Annotated in this window: 12 protein-coding genes, 1 tRNA gene and 1 rRNA gene; 13 read left to right on the forward strand and 1 reads right to left on the reverse strand. The window is 30.8% G+C overall.

Annotation, left to right across the window (positions count from 1 at the left end):
* The first annotated feature begins 30 nt into the window (after positions 1-30).
* From R7X45_RS00190 to R7X45_RS00250, 13 genes are all read left to right on the forward strand, one after another.
* Positions 31-3,438 (forward strand): P110/LppT family adhesin N-terminal domain, encoded by a 3,408-nt coding sequence (locus tag R7X45_RS00190; RefSeq protein ID WP_318055495.1) that lies wholly within the window; start codon positions 31-33, stop codon positions 3,436-3,438.
* 72 nt (positions 3,439-3,510) lie between these two features.
* Positions 3,511-3,616 (forward strand): 5S ribosomal RNA (gene rrf / locus R7X45_RS00195).
* 99 nt (positions 3,617-3,715) lie between these two features.
* Positions 3,716-4,570: a DNA-binding protein WhiA gene (gene whiA / locus R7X45_RS00200; protein WP_318050452.1), complete on the forward strand. Its 855-nt coding sequence runs from the start codon at positions 3,716-3,718 to the stop codon at positions 4,568-4,570.
* The gene (locus tag R7X45_RS00205) at positions 4,560-5,357 is read left to right on the forward strand and encodes an MAG0110 family membrane protein (RefSeq protein WP_044285759.1); all 798 of its coding nucleotides are present in this window, start codon (positions 4,560-4,562) and stop codon (positions 5,355-5,357) included. Before whiA ends, R7X45_RS00205 begins: the two co-directional genes overlap by 11 nt.
* Positions 5,358-5,402: 45 nt before the next feature.
* Positions 5,403-5,960, forward strand: coding sequence for an inorganic diphosphatase (locus tag R7X45_RS00210; RefSeq protein ID WP_318050450.1), 558 nt, complete (start codon positions 5,403-5,405; stop codon positions 5,958-5,960).
* A 98-nt stretch (positions 5,961-6,058) separates the two neighbouring features.
* The gene (locus tag R7X45_RS00215) at positions 6,059-7,408 is read left to right on the forward strand and encodes a BMP family ABC transporter substrate-binding protein (RefSeq protein ID WP_318050449.1); all 1,350 of its coding nucleotides are present in this window, start codon (positions 6,059-6,061) and stop codon (positions 7,406-7,408) included.
* Between the two features lie 82 nt (positions 7,409-7,490).
* Positions 7,491-9,017 (forward strand): ABC transporter ATP-binding protein, encoded by a 1,527-nt coding sequence (locus R7X45_RS00220; RefSeq protein ID WP_318050448.1) that lies wholly within the window; start codon positions 7,491-7,493, stop codon positions 9,015-9,017.
* Positions 9,010-10,728: an ABC transporter permease gene (locus tag R7X45_RS00225; protein WP_318055496.1), complete on the forward strand. Its 1,719-nt coding sequence runs from the start codon at positions 9,010-9,012 to the stop codon at positions 10,726-10,728. Before R7X45_RS00220 ends, R7X45_RS00225 begins: the two co-directional genes overlap by 8 nt.
* Positions 10,728-11,639: an ABC transporter permease gene (locus tag R7X45_RS00230; protein WP_303438031.1), complete on the forward strand. Its 912-nt coding sequence runs from the start codon at positions 10,728-10,730 to the stop codon at positions 11,637-11,639. The genes R7X45_RS00225 and R7X45_RS00230 overlap by 1 nt, the downstream gene beginning before the upstream one ends.
* Positions 11,640-11,722: 83 nt before the next feature.
* Positions 11,723-12,277: a thymidine kinase gene (locus R7X45_RS00235; protein ID WP_044284307.1), complete on the forward strand. Its 555-nt coding sequence runs from the start codon at positions 11,723-11,725 to the stop codon at positions 12,275-12,277.
* Positions 12,278-12,341: 64 nt separating this feature from the next.
* A tRNA-Gly gene (locus R7X45_RS00240) sits at positions 12,342-12,415 on the forward strand.
* A 121-nt stretch (positions 12,416-12,536) separates the two neighbouring features.
* A complete protein-coding gene (locus tag R7X45_RS00245) occupies positions 12,537-12,806 on the forward strand; it encodes an HPr family phosphocarrier protein (RefSeq protein ID WP_129643450.1) in 270 nt (89 codons plus the stop codon).
* Positions 12,807-13,030: 224 nt separating this feature from the next.
* Entirely contained in the window at positions 13,031-15,460 is a 2,430-nt protein-coding gene (locus R7X45_RS00250) for a glucose PTS transporter subunit IIA (RefSeq protein ID WP_318055497.1), read from the forward strand.
* A 1,014-nt stretch (positions 15,461-16,474) separates the two neighbouring features.
* Here R7X45_RS00250 and R7X45_RS00255 read toward each other — a convergent pair.
* On the reverse strand, positions 16,475-17,146 hold the full coding sequence (locus R7X45_RS00255) for a hypothetical protein (RefSeq protein WP_318055498.1): 672 nt from the start codon (positions 17,144-17,146) through the stop codon (positions 16,475-16,477).
* Position 17,147 lies beyond the last annotated feature (1 nt).

Here is a 17,147-nt window from a genome sequence, read left to right on the forward strand (position 1 = left end):
AACCACATAATTTTTAGAAAGTAGAAAGACATGCTTAATAAAATAAACAAAATAAAAAATGCAAAAACAATAATTTCAACAGGTTTTTCGGTTACAGCAATTCTTACAACGATTGTTGCAGTTCCTATTGGTTTAACAATTTTTGAGCGTTCATATAGTTCACAAATTTTTGGTAATGTTGATAAAAATGAGGTTGTTAGTCTAAAAACTCAGGCAACTTTTAGCGAGGAAGATTTTATTAATGCCCTTAATAATCTAAAATTACACGATCAGTACAAAAATTTATCAGCAAAAACAGCCCTTTCATTAGCTAAAAACCCTTCATATGCTTTTAACTTTTTAAATGCATATGACTTTAGTCCAATCACTAAACACAATTTTCGGGTAGTTTTAGACATTGAAAAAGCAAATCCTTCAGGTAGCGAAGTGAAAAATGTTGTAGTTTATGCTTATTCAGATCCGCTCAAACTTACTTATTCAAAACAAGTTGACCTTAAAGGTTTTGCTCAAAGTGATAAAGCTGATGGTGATTTAGTTGGATTCCAAATTGATCTTGAAAAATCAAAATTAGAACTTTCTACAGCAAAAAGTTCTAATTTGACAGCTTCTGAAGTTGCTTTTAAACTAGACAATGATTTTCAAGCCTCATATAAAATATCACGCTCAAAATCTCAAGCATTTTCTGATGCTTTATTCCAAAATGGATTAACTTATAATTTGGTTAACACTTTAGGTCTGCCAACAATTTTGGAAAAAGGTTATGTTTTGTCGCCAAAAACAGTTGAAAACCAAAAAGCTAAACAAGAAAAAATAGTTATGATAGGTGATTCAGACACCAAAAGAGTTGATAGCTTAACGAATGTTAAAAACTTAGTTTTCAAAAATCATGATGATAAAGCTGGTACTCTTTCAATTTCTTTTGAACTAATTGACCCAACCGGGAAAATTGTCAAAGAATTTGACTTCCCAATTTTAGGAATTAAAAAATTAAGCGTTGATGTAAAAGATGTTGAAAAACAAATTCTTTCACAATTTAGTGATTTAGTTCAATTAAAACCTTTGGTTCAACTAGCGCTTGTCAAAGATAACCAAAGTTTGGCTCAAACTATTTACACCGATAATAAGCCCGTTAATCTCGCAGCACTCTTGAGTAAAATTACGCAAAACTCTCAACAAATTGGACGACATAATCAAGTTTCAACCCAACTTTTCCAAGATCCAGAGCAAAATTCACAAGCTAATGATGACAAAGTTGAAATAAACCGCCAAGATTTCAGCACTTTTTTCAATTCAAAGTCTAACAGAATCCAAGTTCCTGGATTTGATGGTTATTTTGTTGAAATTAACAAAATTGATTTAGCAAAAAATTTATCCCAAGAGCAAAAAGATAAACTTTTAAAAGAAAATAAAGTTTCTTTTGAGGTTGATTTTCAAATAAAAAAACAACTAAATATTCAAGCTCCTTACCTTGAAAGTGAATTTGTTAAGTCAAATTATCCGAAAGTTCTTGAATCTTCACTTGCCACATTAGGAAAAGGAAATGATTCTAAATTTGTTTTAATTGATCTTGATTCTTCAAAATCTACTTTTGAAGTTCAACTTGATTATGATGAAAATCAGCGTAAACTTCTAAATTCTGCTTTAAAACAAAATTCACAAATTGACTTTTCAAATTTAGACAAAATTGATCTTGAAGATCCGAAAATTCAAAACCTCAATCCTCTAGCTAAAACTTTTGAATTCAAAGAAAATCCTAATGGTCCAAAATTAACTTTAGAGTATGTTAAATCTCTAGTTTCAGAAGTTGTTGAAGATGCAAAACAACAAAAAACATTTGATCAAGTAGCTAAAAAACTTTATTTCTTAGATCACGGATACCAACCAGAAGATGTTGCTAAATTAGAAGAATACAAACAAAAATATTCGGCAATGTTTTCTAAAGGTGAGAAAAAATCTGAAGAAAAAGATAAAAAAGAAGAAAAATCAGGACAAGATCAAACTTCAACTACACCTCCGAATTCAAATTCAACTCCTCCTCAACCCTCAACCCCAACAGGAACTGATTCCCAAGCAACAACTGGTGGATCAGCAGGTGCTTCCACCCCTGCAACAACTTCCACCCCTGCCCCTGCCGCAACCCCTGTACAAGCATCTGCTTTTCAAGATTTACCTCAAGAAACAACAACCCAAACCCAAACTCAAGCCCAAACACCTGAAAAACCTAAAACACCAGAAAAAACTGAAATTACAGATGGTTTAGGTATTAAACTTTGGTCATTTTTACAAAAATCTAGCTATCCAGAATTAGAAAATTCTGATATTTCTTATGATGTTGTTAAAAATTCTAACACCCAAATTGATGTAGTTATGAGTTTTAGTCCAAAAACAGCTAGAGAAACTACATCAAAACCAGCAAAATTAATTTTTTCAATTCAGAATCTTGAAGATAATCAATCTTATGATTATTTAGTTAAACATAATCCGCTACTTCTTTTTGATTTTAGAAAAAATCAAAAAACTGAAGATGGAACTGTTTCAAAAATATCATCATTAAATCGAACTGATGTTGAAATTGAACTAAATAGTAAAATAAATGAAGAAGCAGTAGAGGGTGAAGAGCAAGAAGAAGTTTCAATGTCAGCCTCAATGCCGGTTGCGGAAACTACTCAAACTAGCGAAACTGCCGCCGCTACTCCTTCAACTCCTGTTCAAAATACCGCCACCCCAGAAGATGGAATAATACTAAAAAAACCTGTAATTTTAGGGAATGGTACTCAACCTGCGCTTAAAAATGGTGTGGTAATGTTAGCTTTTAGTCTAAAAAACATTACTAAAAACAAAAAAACTCACTTACTTTCATCTAAGGATGGCAGAGGTTTATTTATTTCAAAACTTGATTTTAATAAAAAAGAGACTTTAGTAATTGGTCTAGACCAAAACGGATCTCAAGCAGCCACAGGTGACCTGGCCTACCCAGTAGCTGGCTTAATTTCTGGAGTTCAAGGTAACGCGGTCGGACTTTTTGAAATTAAAGACAACCTATCTAAACTTGAAAAAAGTAATATAGCATCGTTAGATTTTGATGTTTTTTCTCAAAAAAATATCAACCTAACTAATCAAAGTGCTAATCTTGATTTACTTAAAGAAGATGACTTATTATTCTTAACTATCTCAAAAAAGGATACTAATTACACATTTACTTTAAGTTCATCTCGTAACCCATTGTCTCAAAAAATTGTATCTAATTTAAATTTAGAAGACACAAACCCTCAATTATTTAATCACCACCTTGATTGAAGTTATTTAGGTCCAAACCCAAAAAATGATTCTACAGTAACTGTTCGTGGTCTAGCAATTTATGATTCTTTGAGTCTTGCAGACCAAGAATCAATCTCTCAAGAACTTACAAATGCATTTATTAAGGAACTAACTAGATAGTTTTCTTGCTGTAAAAAAAAAAAAAAAAAAATATTTTGCAAAAAAATTTTTTTGTGATATAATTATAAACATAACAGTAACAATAGCAAAAGGGATCACCTGAACCCATTCCGAACTCAGTAGTTAAGCCTTTTTACGCCGACGATACTAGAAATAGGAAAATAGGGAGTTACTGTTTTTTTATTTTCTTAAAAAAATAAAAAAACAGTAAAAATAACAAAAAATAGTTAAAATAAGCCAAAAAAACGCTTAAAAATAGCCAAAAAAGAGTTAAATTATGACTTTCAGTCAACAAGCAAAACTTGAAATTTTAGCAAATCGACTAACTCGACCAAAATTTAATTCCTTAGTTAAAGGTTTAATTTTTTCATCATCACTAGATGATGATCCAAACTTTTTTATACTAAGAATTAACAAAAATGAAATTAATTCTCGATTAATTGAAATTTTTCAAAAATTTCAATTGTTTTTTTCAGAAACTAGAAAAAACAAAAATTGAATCTGTATTGAGAAAAAATTAATTAAAATTGATAAAACACCTGAGAATATCCAATATTTTTTTGCCGGACTTTTTATAGGAGGAGGTTCGATTTCACCGCTGGGGTCAAAATCTTACCACCTTGAAATTTCATTTTTGGATAAATCAAAATGTGAAAAAGTTTTAAATATTTTGCGCCAGAATCAATTAGAGTTCACTTTTAAGCAAATTTTTTATCAGAACCGCTTAAAAATTTACTTAAAAAAAGTTAACGAAATAATTTATTTTTTAATGGCTATCGGTGCACTTGAACAAGCTTCAAAGTTAGAAATTTTGAGAATTGAACGTGATCACTATCTTAACGCTAACCGAATCACAAATTTTGACATAAAAAACGCCAAAAAGATAAGTGAATCATCGACAAACTTTATTAAAAAATGAAATTTAATTAAAAAACACAATCTAACATCGGAATTTAGCGACCAAGAATTAATTTTCTTTGAGATCCGGGAAAAAAATCCTGAATTAAGTTTACAAGAAATTTGTGAAATTCTAAAAAAAGAGTATAATATTATTAGAACAAAAGCAGGCCTAAACTATTGGCTTGTCAAGTCTAATAAAATTTTAGAAAAAGGAGTGAAAAATGCACAATAGAATTATTTTTGACCGCAAAGATTGACGTGCTTATAGCCGTGCAGACGAAGCTACAAAAAAACTAACAAATAAATTGTTGTCTTTTTCCATTATGTGATTAGGTGTCGCAATTTTACTTGTTGGCTTAATTACATTTGCAATTTTATCAATAGACTCATTATTTGCAATTTATTTAAGATTAGTTAGAACTATTACATCAAGAACTACAGGGATTTTACTATTTTTTGTTTTACTTTTAGGAGTAAATTTTGGGGTGTCATATTATATAAATAAATGAGCATTAGCCGATAACCCGCCAACAATCGTTCTTGTTTTACTCTTTTTTGTTTTTGTAATGGCTAATTCTATCCTTCTTCCGTTAATTTTCGCTGTTCAAATAGCCTTAGGACAAGGTAGCTATATAATGATAGCAGTTGGTGGTGCTGGTGGTTTAATGGCCTTAATTGGAATTTTAGGTTATTTCCAAGTTATCAATTTTGGTAGATTATTACCTTTAATTTTCATTGGTCTTTTTATTGAATTAATTCTTTTAATTGTTTCCTATTTTGTTTTTTCTTCATTTGTAGACACCTTATACTCATTTGTTGGTATTACAGTTACATTAGGAATGATCGGATATGAGTTTTGAAGTATCAGAAATCAATCATCAATAATTTTAGGCAATTACAATAGTCATACAGAAATTAAACGCGTTTTCTTAAGATTAGCAATTTGAAATGCACTTAGTTTATATATTTCTTTCCTTCGTTTAGTATTACACATATTAAGACTTTTGAATAGACGTTAAAATATATAATTTATCCTCTATTTTCAAATATTTTTTAAGGATTTTATGCAAAAAAAAGTAATTTTAGTTGATATTGAGATTGAAAAAGGGTCAAACATCAAATATGAAATTGACCCCAAAACTAAAAAATTAGTTGTTGATAGAATTCTTCGTGGTGATTTTGTTTATCCAGCTAACTATGGGAGTATTCCTGAGACACTAGATTGAGACGGCGATCCATTAGATGTTTTAGTTTATTCTAGCCAAAAATTTTTACCTGGATCACAACTAAATGCTAGAATTTTAGGCGCCCTTGAAATGATAGATGACGGCGAAATTGACACAAAATTAATTGCAGTTCATCATGATGACTATCGTTTAGATCATATTAATTCAATGAACGGTCTACCTCAGGAGTGATTAGATTCAATTCATTATTTTTTTAGCAATTATAAAAATTGAAAACGCCCCGGAATTACAAAAGTCTCAAAATTTATCTCTCTTGATGAGGCAATTAAAGAATTTGAAACTTGTACTAAACTTTATGAAGATTTTCACCATTATTCAAAAGAAGATTTTCTTAAAACAATGCAAGAAAAATTCCCAGAAAAATATCAAAAATAACCCAAACACATTTTTTTGTTAGCAAAGCAAAAAAATGTGTTTTTTTATGATATAATAAAAAAACAACAAAAAACATTATTAAAACCCAAGAGGAGAATATGAAAACTAAGTGAAACAAGTTTTTAAAACTAGGTTTAGTTATGCCAATTTCTGTAATTGGAGTTATTGCTAGTTGCGGTAATGGTCACTCAAATGATGAGGGAACTAAAAAAACTCCTGAAACACCAACAAACCCAGGTTCAGGCCAAACACAAAGCATTAGCGATGTTTCCAAGATTTCTGAATTAGTTTCATCCCGTAAAGCTGAAATAAGTGCAGCAAAAGCAGATCCTTCCAAACATTTTGCAATGAATATGGCAATTGTAACAGCTGATGGAACTGTTACTGACAAGTCTTTTAATCAGTCAAGTTGAGAGGCGATTCAACAAATGGCTGCAATAACAGGCGGAGAAATCACCTCCATTGATAGCAGTACTGATAGTTTATCACAAAAATATAATTCCTTAATTAACACAAATAAAAACATTTGAGTTCTTTCTGGATTTCAACATAATGAAGCTTTACAATCTTGACTTGCTATTCCAGAAAATAAACAATCATTTACCAGTAAAAAAATAATTGTTATTGGAATTGACTTGCCTGGTTTGGATGATGTAATTCCGCAAGGTCAATACATCCGTTTAAATTATAAATCTGAAGAAGCAGCATATATTGCAGGTTATGCAAATGCAGCGTTTTTAGCCGCTAAATATCCAAATGATGCAGCCAGACGTTCTGCAATAACCGTAGGTGGTGGTGCTTTTGCCGCTGTTACTGACTTTATTGCTGGATATTTGGCCGGAATTAAAGCATATAATGCCGCAAATCCTACCAAAAAAACTAAAATTACCGCTAATACAATCAAATTAGATACAAATTTTACCGTCGATGTAACAAGTAAACAAACACTTGAAGGTTTAGCGGCAAATGGTTCTCCTTCAACATTGCTAGCAGTGGCCGGTCCACTAACAGGTGTTTTTGCAGATATTGCTGCAGGAGATCATGACCGTTTTTTAATAGGGGTTGATACTGATCAGTCACTTGTTTATACAAGATCAACAAGAAGATTTTTCACATCAATTTTGAAAAATTTAGGATATTCACTTTTTTCAGTTCTTGCCGATCTATACACTAAAAAAACAAATTCAAAATATTTAGGCGGATTTGTTCAATCTCAAAAAAATGCATTTGTAAAACTTGGATATAAGGATAAATTTGTCGACATTGCCAATCCAACCCTACCAGATTCGGATAAAACTTTAGCCAATAAAGCAATCGAAGATGCAAAAAAACATTTTGACGAAAAAACAGCAAACTCAACTGATGTTCGTAAAACATTAGAGATTCCAGAAATGGATAAAGATCAACAAGCTCGAATTAATGCGCTTGTTTCTGAAATTAATAAGTAATTTCAGCACTTTTTCAGGTCAAGAAAAAAATCCAGGCTATTTTGTCTGGATTTTTTAATTTTTTTTGCTAAAATTTAATTAAATGGACAGAGAAGAAAATGTAATTGAGTTTATTGGCGTTTCAAAAAAATTTGGCAACTTTTTTGCTAATAAAAACATTAGCTTTAAAGTTAAAAAAAACACAATCCACGCACTAATTGGGGAAAATGGTGCCGGAAAATCAACACTTATGTCCACTCTTTTTGGAATTTATACACCAGACGAGGGACAAATAAAAGTAAACGGAAAGCAATCGTTTATTGACAATCCTAACCGTGCAAGTGACTTGGGAATAGGAATGGTTCATCAACATTTTAAACTAGTTGATGCTTATACTAATTTTGAAAACATTATTTTAGGACAGGAATTTACCCATCGCGGTGTTCTAAATCGACAATCTGCCCGTGAAAAAATTAAAAAAATACAGCAAATTTACAATATTGAATTTGATTTAGACCAAAAAACTGGCGATGCTTCTGTTGTTGTAAAACAGAAAATTGAAATTATAAAAATTTTATATCGAGACTCAGATATCTTAATTTTTGACGAACCAACAGCAATTCTATCGCCACAAGAAATTGATTCCTTTTTAGATATTTTAAGATTTTTTATTAAAACCGGTAAAACAATAATTTTTATATCACACAAATTATCTGAAGTTAAACAGGTTGCAAATTCTGCGACCGTTTTGCGTCATGGCGAAGTCGTTGCTAATTTTGAAAATCTCGAAAACATCAGTATTTCCGAGATGACTGCGGCAATGGTTGGTAAAAAAGTTGTTAGCTCAAAAAATTTACTCAAAAAAGATTTCACTCAAGTTGGATTAAAAGTTGAAAATCTTAGTGCTTCTTTTGATAAAAAAATCGAAAATTTAAACTTTGAAATTCACAAAGGTGAAATTTTTGCAATTGCAGGTATTGAAGGCAACGGTCAACTTGAGGTCGAACTTGCAATTTCAGGTCTAATTCATTCAACAGGCAAAATTTTGGTTTATAACCAAAACAACGAACCTATAAACTTAGAAAATTCAAGTGCTTCCTCTCGTTTTGGTTTGATCTCTTATGTTCCTAGCGATCGCCATAAATACGGAATAGTTTTAGATTTGCCAAATTTAGATAATTCAATAATAAGAAACATGCGAAATGAAAAATATGTTTCAAAAAAATATATAAAAACTCAAAAAGTTCAAGAATTATACGATAAAATTGTTGAACTTTTTGATGTAAGAGGTGACAAAACTGGCCAAAAAAATTCCCGACTTTTATCTGGAGGAAATCAGCAAAAATTTGTTTTAGGCCGCGAAATTTTAACTGATCACGAAGTACTTTTAATAGTTCAGCCAACTCGTGGACTTGATATCGGGGCGATAAATTTAGTTCATCAAAAAATTCTTGAAGAAAAAAGCAAAAATAAAACAATTTTACTCATTTCATACGAGCTTGATGAAGTTTTGGCCCTAGCAGACACAATTTGCGTTATTAATAAAGGCCAAATTTCTAAAAAATATTTTGCAAATGAAATTGACCGTTATAAAATAGGTAGACTAATGGCAGGTTTAAATCATGATTAAGAAAAAAATTAATTTTTCTATTTTTTCTAATTTTTTCTTTAAAAAATTAGAAAAAAACACCTCTAAAAGCATATCTGAAAAGATTTTGTCTACTTTTTGGGCAATTTTCTTTGGAATTTTAGTCTCTTTTATTTTTATCTGATCATTTGGGTACAATCCGCTAAAAGTTTATTATACTATTGTTTTTAAGATCGCTTTTGCCTGAAATGAAGTTAGAAATTTACTATTAATTACGTCAATTTTCATTTTTGCTAGTATTGCAATTGCAATTCCTTTTAAATCGGGGTTATTTAATATCGGTCTTCCGGCGCAAATGATGATTTCAGGGATAGTTTCCTTGATGATTGTTTTAAATTTGACATCAATTAATATTTATGCTCGGTTATTAATAGCCGCACTTTTAGGTATTTTAACAAGTGGAATTCTGGGTGCACTAGTTGGTATTCTTAAATCTTATCTTAGAATAAATGAAGTTATTTCAACAATTTTATTAAATTGAATAATTTTTTATATTGGTAAATTTTTCCTTACATCAACAAGTCTTGACATTGGATTTAAAACTACAACACTAACTTCACAAACTATAAACGAGACGGCATTTTTAACATCAATATTTTTAACCCGTAATTTTTCAATAATAATGCTATTTTTATCATTATTATTTGCATTTTTAATCTGATTTGTTTTGCAAAAAACTTCAATTGGCCTTTCAATAAAAATTACTGGTCAAAACAAAGATGCTGCAAATTATGCCGGAATTAACAACAAAAAAACTACTATAGCAGTTATGACTTTTTCAGGAATTGTCGGCGGGATTGCCGGTTTTGCCTGGTATGTTTTTTACAGACGATCCTTTACAATTCAGGCCGGAATGCCGCGAGAAGGTTTTGACGCTATTTTATTAGCACTTTTAGCCTTTAATTCACCTTTTGGAATAATCCCAATATCATTTTTTTACTCAGTTCTTCTAATTGGAACAAATGCACTTGAGGCTCATTCAATTGCTTTAAATCAACAAACAACACAAATTATTATTGGAATTATAGTGTATTTATCTGCTATATCCGTTATTTTCATTCATTTTAAACCTCTAAAATGAGCGATAAATGTCTGATACTTATCTAGAACAGGCCGATTTTTCAGTGCCAAAAATGCAAAAAATATAAACATAAAGCCAGCAACCCCTGGCTACAGTAATTTAAGTTTATTGTTCATAAAACCTGAAAAAAAGGAAAAATTTAGTAATTTGCAAACAGAAATTACTAAATTTGAAAATATTAAAGCAGAACTTTTAACTTTATTTTTAGACCAAAAAGTCAATATTTTTTGAATTTACCGAAAAATTCAAAAAATAAATATTAAACTTTTCTTATTAAAAAGAGCGTACTTAAAAATTAAGAATCATGACAATACTGCAATTTGAAAGCAAAAAAAGAAAGAATTAAAAAACAAATCTGGACTAGATTCAGCACTTAAATCGAAAAATGTTGAGGAAAAATTAGCCTTTTTTGAGCAAATTAACCAAAAAAGGCGTAAATTAAATATCGAACTAAATGAGTTAGGTTACTTTGATGCTAAAAATAATTTTAATGCTTTTTGACAACAAATTATTGAACATCACCTTCAATTTCGTAGTCTAAAATCTGAAATCATTGAAAATTTTAAAGCAAACCAAAAAACTAAAAAACCTTTAAAAACGGAGGAAAAATAATGACTTTAGAAACAGTTATTCCAATTTTAGCGCTTTTCTTTGTTTTTTTCTCAATAATAACAACCGGATCGATAGCTGGGCTCTATAGTGAAAAAGCTGGGGTTGTAAACATTGCAATCAACGGAGTTATGATTATTGGGGCGACAGTTTATGGTCTTTTTTCAATTCTTTTTGATGTTTCAAACATGGCGATGCAATTAATTTTAATCCCACTTGCAGCGCTTTTTTCAGGATTATTTTCGCTACTGCATGGATTTTTAACGATAAAACTGAAAGGAAATCATATTATCTCAGGAGTAGCACTCAACATTTTGGCGCCAGCAATTGCATTTGCACTGCTTAAAATTTATGGAAATAGTAGTCGCTTTGAGTCACCAGTAAATGAACTTGCCTTTGGTCCACATCGAACATTTTTAAACATTTTTTCACTAAAATTACTAATTGTAACAGCATTAATTTTTGTAACTTGGTTTGTTTTTTCCAAAACAAAATTTGGACTTAGATTTTCAGCTGTTGGTGAAAATCCGCACGCTGTTGCTGCAGCCGGAATTAATGTCAATAGAATGAAATGACTTGGAGTTTTTCTTTCAGGTTTAATTGCCGGAATTGCGGGTGCTTTTTATTTCCAGTACCTGGGGTCTTCTTTTACCGGCGATGTTCAGGGACTAGGGTTTTTATCGCTAACAATTTTAATTATGGGCCGTTGGAAAATAATTTTAATTGTAATTTACGGCTTAATTTTCTCATTTTTATACACAATTTCAATTAGCCTAGCCGGAAATTTTGGCGACTTTTTAGCAATTATTGAAGCAGCACCTTATTTAGTTACAATTTTAATTTTAGGTCTTACTTCCAGAAAAGACTTAGCGCCAAAAGCACTCGGAATACCTTATGATAAATCTTTAAAATAAAACTTAAAAATTTATAGTATAATTCTAAATCCTTATTAAAAAATAAAAACAGCATTCACGAAAAAATATTTCAAGGTTTTATTATGTACAAAAAATTTTTCGAAGGTATTATTGAAGTTATTACCGGCCCGATGTTTTCAGGCAAATCTGATGAACTAATTAAAAGAATAAAAATTCTGACTTATGCAAATATTAAGATTTTAGTAATAAAACCTTTAATTGACAACCGTTTTTCTGACTGCGAAATTGTTTCGCGCTCAGGTCTGAGAATCCCAACTTTTAGTGCTAAAACCACTCAAGAAATAAAAGATCTATTTGCAAAAGAAAAATATGGGGCAATTGCAATTGATGAAATTCAATTTTTTAGCGAGGATATTATCCCTTTTTTGGACAAAATTGCAAACAAAGGAATTAGGGTGATTGTCAGCGGTCTTGACCAGGATTTTCGTCGCAAACCTTTTGGTGTTTTGCCAAATTTAATGGCAATTGCCGAAAATGTTACCAAATTACAAGCAGTTTGCACAATTTGCAAACGCGCTGCAACCACAACGGCTCGCCTGGTTAAATCAGAAAAACAAAACCTAATTGGTGATAGCGCCGAATACGAGGCGCGCTGTCGTGCTTGTCATAACCTATAAAAAAAAAAAAAAAATATTTTTTCTACTAATTCAAAATTTTGTGGTAAAATTGTTTTTTGCAAGCGCAAGTGTAGTTTAATGGTAGAACTTCAGCCTTCCAAGCTGACTGTGAGGGTTCGATTCCCTTCACTTGCTCCATATCAGGTTGTCCAAATTCTCAGAAAAAGCGCAAATGCGCTTTTTTTATTAACATTTTATACATTATTTTTTAAAATAATGTATAATTTAAAAAAGATTTAATTTCTTAAAAAGGAACAAAATGGAAATAATTTCAGGAACAGTAATAGACAAACTTGGTTTTCATGCCCGCCCTGCCTCAAAAGTTGCAAAATTAGCAACAACATTCAAATCACAAATTAAAATCATATCTGGTGAAAAATCAGGTAATGCCAAATCAATTATGAATATAATGGCTCTTGGAATTAAAATGGGATCAGATTTTACCATTGAAGTTTCAGGTGAAGACGAAATTACTGCCGCAAAAGCGATCAAAGAATTAATTATTGCCGAAAAATTAATTCTTGAATAAAAAATAACCAAAAACCGTGCATAAAATAAGCCGACAAAACGTCGGCTTATTTTATTTTTTTGCCAGGTTTTGTCAAATCTTACCCAAAATTGAAAAAAAATATATTTTTCAATTATTTTCTAGCAAAACCTATAAAATAATGTAAAATTATGGTAATTAATTTGATTTTTTGCGTTACCAATTTATCAAATTAATTATTTTATATAAAAAAAGAAAGGAGAAAAATGTCCATTTCACTTAAATCAGTTTTCAGTGAAAAAACAAGAAAGAGCACCAACAACTCTGGTGCTGGGAAATTGCGTAAAATTTTGTCCAAAATATCTGGCGCTTTTATGCTACCAATCTCAGTTATGTCCATTGCTGGTCTATTCTTAGGAGTTGGTGCTGCGATTGCAAGTAATGCCTCATCCGCGTCACTTAAACAATTTGGGGACTTTATCCAAGCCCTAGGTGACCCTATTTTTGGCGGTTTGCCGCTTTTATTTGCAATTGCCTTTGTTATTGCCTTTACTGATGACGCCGGTGTGGCTGTTTTTGCAACAGTAATTGGATATCTTGTTTTCTCAAGTATTCAATCAGTCTTTATTACTGATGTTGAAAATGGGGTTACTATTTTATTCTCTGGTGCAGGACGTGATCCAGCTGGATTAAAAAACCTTGTTGGTGCTGCTCTCGGAATTAGGGCGCTTCAAACATCAGTTTTTGGCGGAATAGCTGTTGGACTTGTCGTTCAATATCTATATAATCGCTTTCATACAATTCAATTACCACAAATGATTTCATTTTTTGGTGGTAAAAGATTTGTTGCATTAATCACAATTCCAGTAATGGCGCTTTTAGCTTTTGTTTTCCTAATTTTCTGACCATGAATAGGAATTGTACTTAACCTCTTTGGTGCCTCACTTGCAAAAGTTCCTTATGGATTTGAGTCATTTATTTTTGGTTACATCGAAAGATCATTAATTCCTTTTGGTCTACACCACGTTTTCTACGCGCCACTTTGATTTTCATCAGCCGGAGGAGACGCAGGTGCAACTATCACTGAATGAGCTCTTGGTCAAGGAATTGAAGTTGTTGCAAAGGCGGGTGATAACGCTGGTTTCGAGGTAATTGCTAAAGCACAAACAATTCCTGGTGATTCACTTAAAAATATTTTAATTGCCATCCGTGAAAATGGAGATAAATATGTTGGTGACTCAACAGCTTCACTTACTTTATTAGGAGCACCTAACACAATTGATTACACCGTTGATGGGAAAGAATTTTCAATCCCATTATTTACCTTTTTAGAAAACCATGGATTCAAAGTTGGTAGATTTGCTGACGGTAAATTCTCAGGAATGATGTTCGGTCTTCCTGCAGCTGCAGCAGCCATGATTATGGCAGCACCAAAAGAAAATCGAAAAGTTACTGCAGGAACTGTTGTTCCAGCAGCAGCAACTTCATTTGTAACTGGTGTTACAGAACCGATTGAATTTACATTCCTATTCTTATCTCCACTACTTTTCTGAGGATTCCACGCATTTATGATGGCTCTTTCCTTCATGTTTGCGAATTTAGCTGGAGTTCACATTCCAATGGCCTTCTCAGGTGGAGTTCTTGACCTTTTAATTTATGGAGCCGTTCCTGTCCAAAAAGGTACTAATTTCTGGTGAGTTTTAGTAGTAGGACTTGCTTATGTGCCAATTTACTACTTTGTTTTCCTTTTTGTTATCAAATGGAAAAACCTTGAAACTCCTGGAAGAGGAACAAACACCAAATTATTTACAAAATCTGATTATTTAGCACGTAAAGATAGTTCAAAATCTGCCTCAACAGTCGACCCACAAGTTCTTGCGATCGTTGAAGGATATGGTGGAATTGATAATATTACCAATTTTAATAACTGTGCATCACGTCTTCGTTATGACATTAAAGATTTATCACTTGTTGACGAACAAAAATTAAAAGCTGCCGGCGTTGTTGCTATAAAAGTTGAAGGACAACACCATGTTCAGGCAATTTTAGGTCCAATCGCTGAGCAAATGAATGCAAAAATTAATTCTCAACGTGATTTAATTAAAGCTATGTCTCAAGACGAAATTGACGCAATTTTGAAAAACAAACCAACTAAACCTATGCCAGAAAAAGTTGAAATGACTAAATGTGAAAACAAAACTTGCCACTTGCCAGAAGAAATTTATTCTCCAGCAACAGGTGAATTAATCGAATTAGCTCAAGTAAAAGACGGCGTATTTTCTGAAGAAAAATTAGGAAAAGGTTTTGCAATTCGTGTTGGAAACACCGGTAAAAAAGACATTTTTTCACCAATTAATGGTCAAATTAAAATGGTCTTTAATACCAAACACGCAATTGGATTTGCTTCTAAAGACAATAAAACCCAAGTTTTAATTCACATCGGAATAGATACTGTCGAACTTCATGGTCAAGGTATTGAGGTTTTTGTTGAAGCTGGACAAGATATTAGTGTTGGAGATAAAGTTGCTAGCGTTGATCTTGATTATTTAACTCAATCAGGAATAAAAAATACCGATATTATCGTTGTTATTCTTCACGAGTCAGATAAAAAAGAATTCCAATTTAAAGTTCCTTTACAAAACATTAATCAACTCCCAATGCTAGTTGGTCAATCATTACCAACCAAAAAACAATAAAATTGGTCTCTAAATTTTAGAATATTTTTGTAAAAAAACCGCGATTAACCTCGCGGTTTTTGTTTTAAATTAACTTTAGGCTAAAATATACAAATAATTTTTTAATACTGATTTATTAAGCTCCTTTTGCAAAAATTTATAACCCCTTTTGTTGAAGTTAAACAAATGCTTGAGTTTGACAGTTTAATGGCAAAATTCACTTTTTAGTGAAAATAAAAAGGCGAAAATACCGTCAAATCAGTATTTTTTGACCTAAAGTCTTAACTTTTATTATTTTGAAATTAACCTTTTGCAAAAAAAAAAAAAAAAAATGTTTGGAGTAAAAAAAATTTCTGTTATAATTACACTCACTAAGAATAATTAATAAATTTTGATATGAATTAAGGAGGAATTAGTTATGTTTTTTGCCATACTAAAATCAGATAGTGCGGATTATCCATTATATTTTTAAATATGATGGAATGCCTTAAATTTACCCGTTTAGAAATCTTTAAATTTAAGGCTCTTAGTTATTGCTCTTTCAAAACTTCATATATTTTTTTAGGCTCAGTTTAATTAAAAACGAGTTTTCTATTTGCATTGAGTTTAAATAGTAGTTGTATTTTTTTATGATTTTTGTTATTTTACCCATAAATTGATTTTTGGCCGTCGCTTTAACTAAAAAAGGTTGTTTAAAAATTTCATAATTTTGCTTTTCAAGTTAAAATTTTAGCTTTTTTAGTTTACTTTATTTGATTAATAAGTAGATTTTTCTTTAGTGAGTGTTAGATTTAAAATTCAGTATTTTTGCTTGAATAGTTATTTTTCCTGAGTTTGCCAGTTTGATGGCGTTCCTATTGACCAAATATTTGAAATAGGTATGATTTTTACTTTGATTTCTTATTAAATCACTAATAAAAAAGGTAATTAACTTTTGTCAAAAAAGTTAAAAAGTGCCCAAGACGGACACTTTTTAAGATTATCTCATCAAATTATGAACACTCCCGTTTCAAGCAAACGACTAAACATTAAAAACTACGGTTTGATATTTACTTTCGGCATAAAAAACCTTGCAATTGAATTTTTGTATTTATTATAAACTGCTTCAATTGTGTTTTTAATAACTAGAACTGATATTTTATGTAAAAAAAAGTGACTTATAACAATGATGATGAAACCTAACCCAAATATCGCAAAGTGAATAGAGAAATAAGCAGTTTTAATAGGAAGAACTGCAATAATTATTGTTAATATCGCCAAGGAAATAAATGAAATAAATATATAAATTATTTGCAAAATAAAGATTCTATAATGAACGTGAAATAAAAAGATTTTTTTCTCCTTCTTGAATTCAATCTCATCAGGATAATTCCACATATCACGAATAATAATTCATCAACGAGGTTCTAACGATAATTTTTCATATTTTTCTTCAAATTGACTGTTAGTTAAATTTAACGCTTCTTTTTTATATTTCTTTATAAATCAAACATATTTTATTAAATAATATAAAAATAAAATAAGTAATGCTGAAATTACACCCCAAATAATAATTTTAGAACTTAACTTTGGATAATTAATAAGGAAATCGTTGTAACCGGCAGTGAATGTTAAAAAAAATGTTTCTAAAAAAACAATTAAAAAGAAAAACAATTTAACTACCCAGTTTAAAAAAAGATATTTAAAAAGAAGAGTTATTGCTTTCATG

This window comes from Mesomycoplasma ovipneumoniae (genome assembly GCF_033343935.1).
Classification (GTDB): domain Bacteria; phylum Bacillota_I; class Bacilli_A; order Mycoplasmatales; family Metamycoplasmataceae; genus Mesomycoplasma; species Mesomycoplasma ovipneumoniae_G.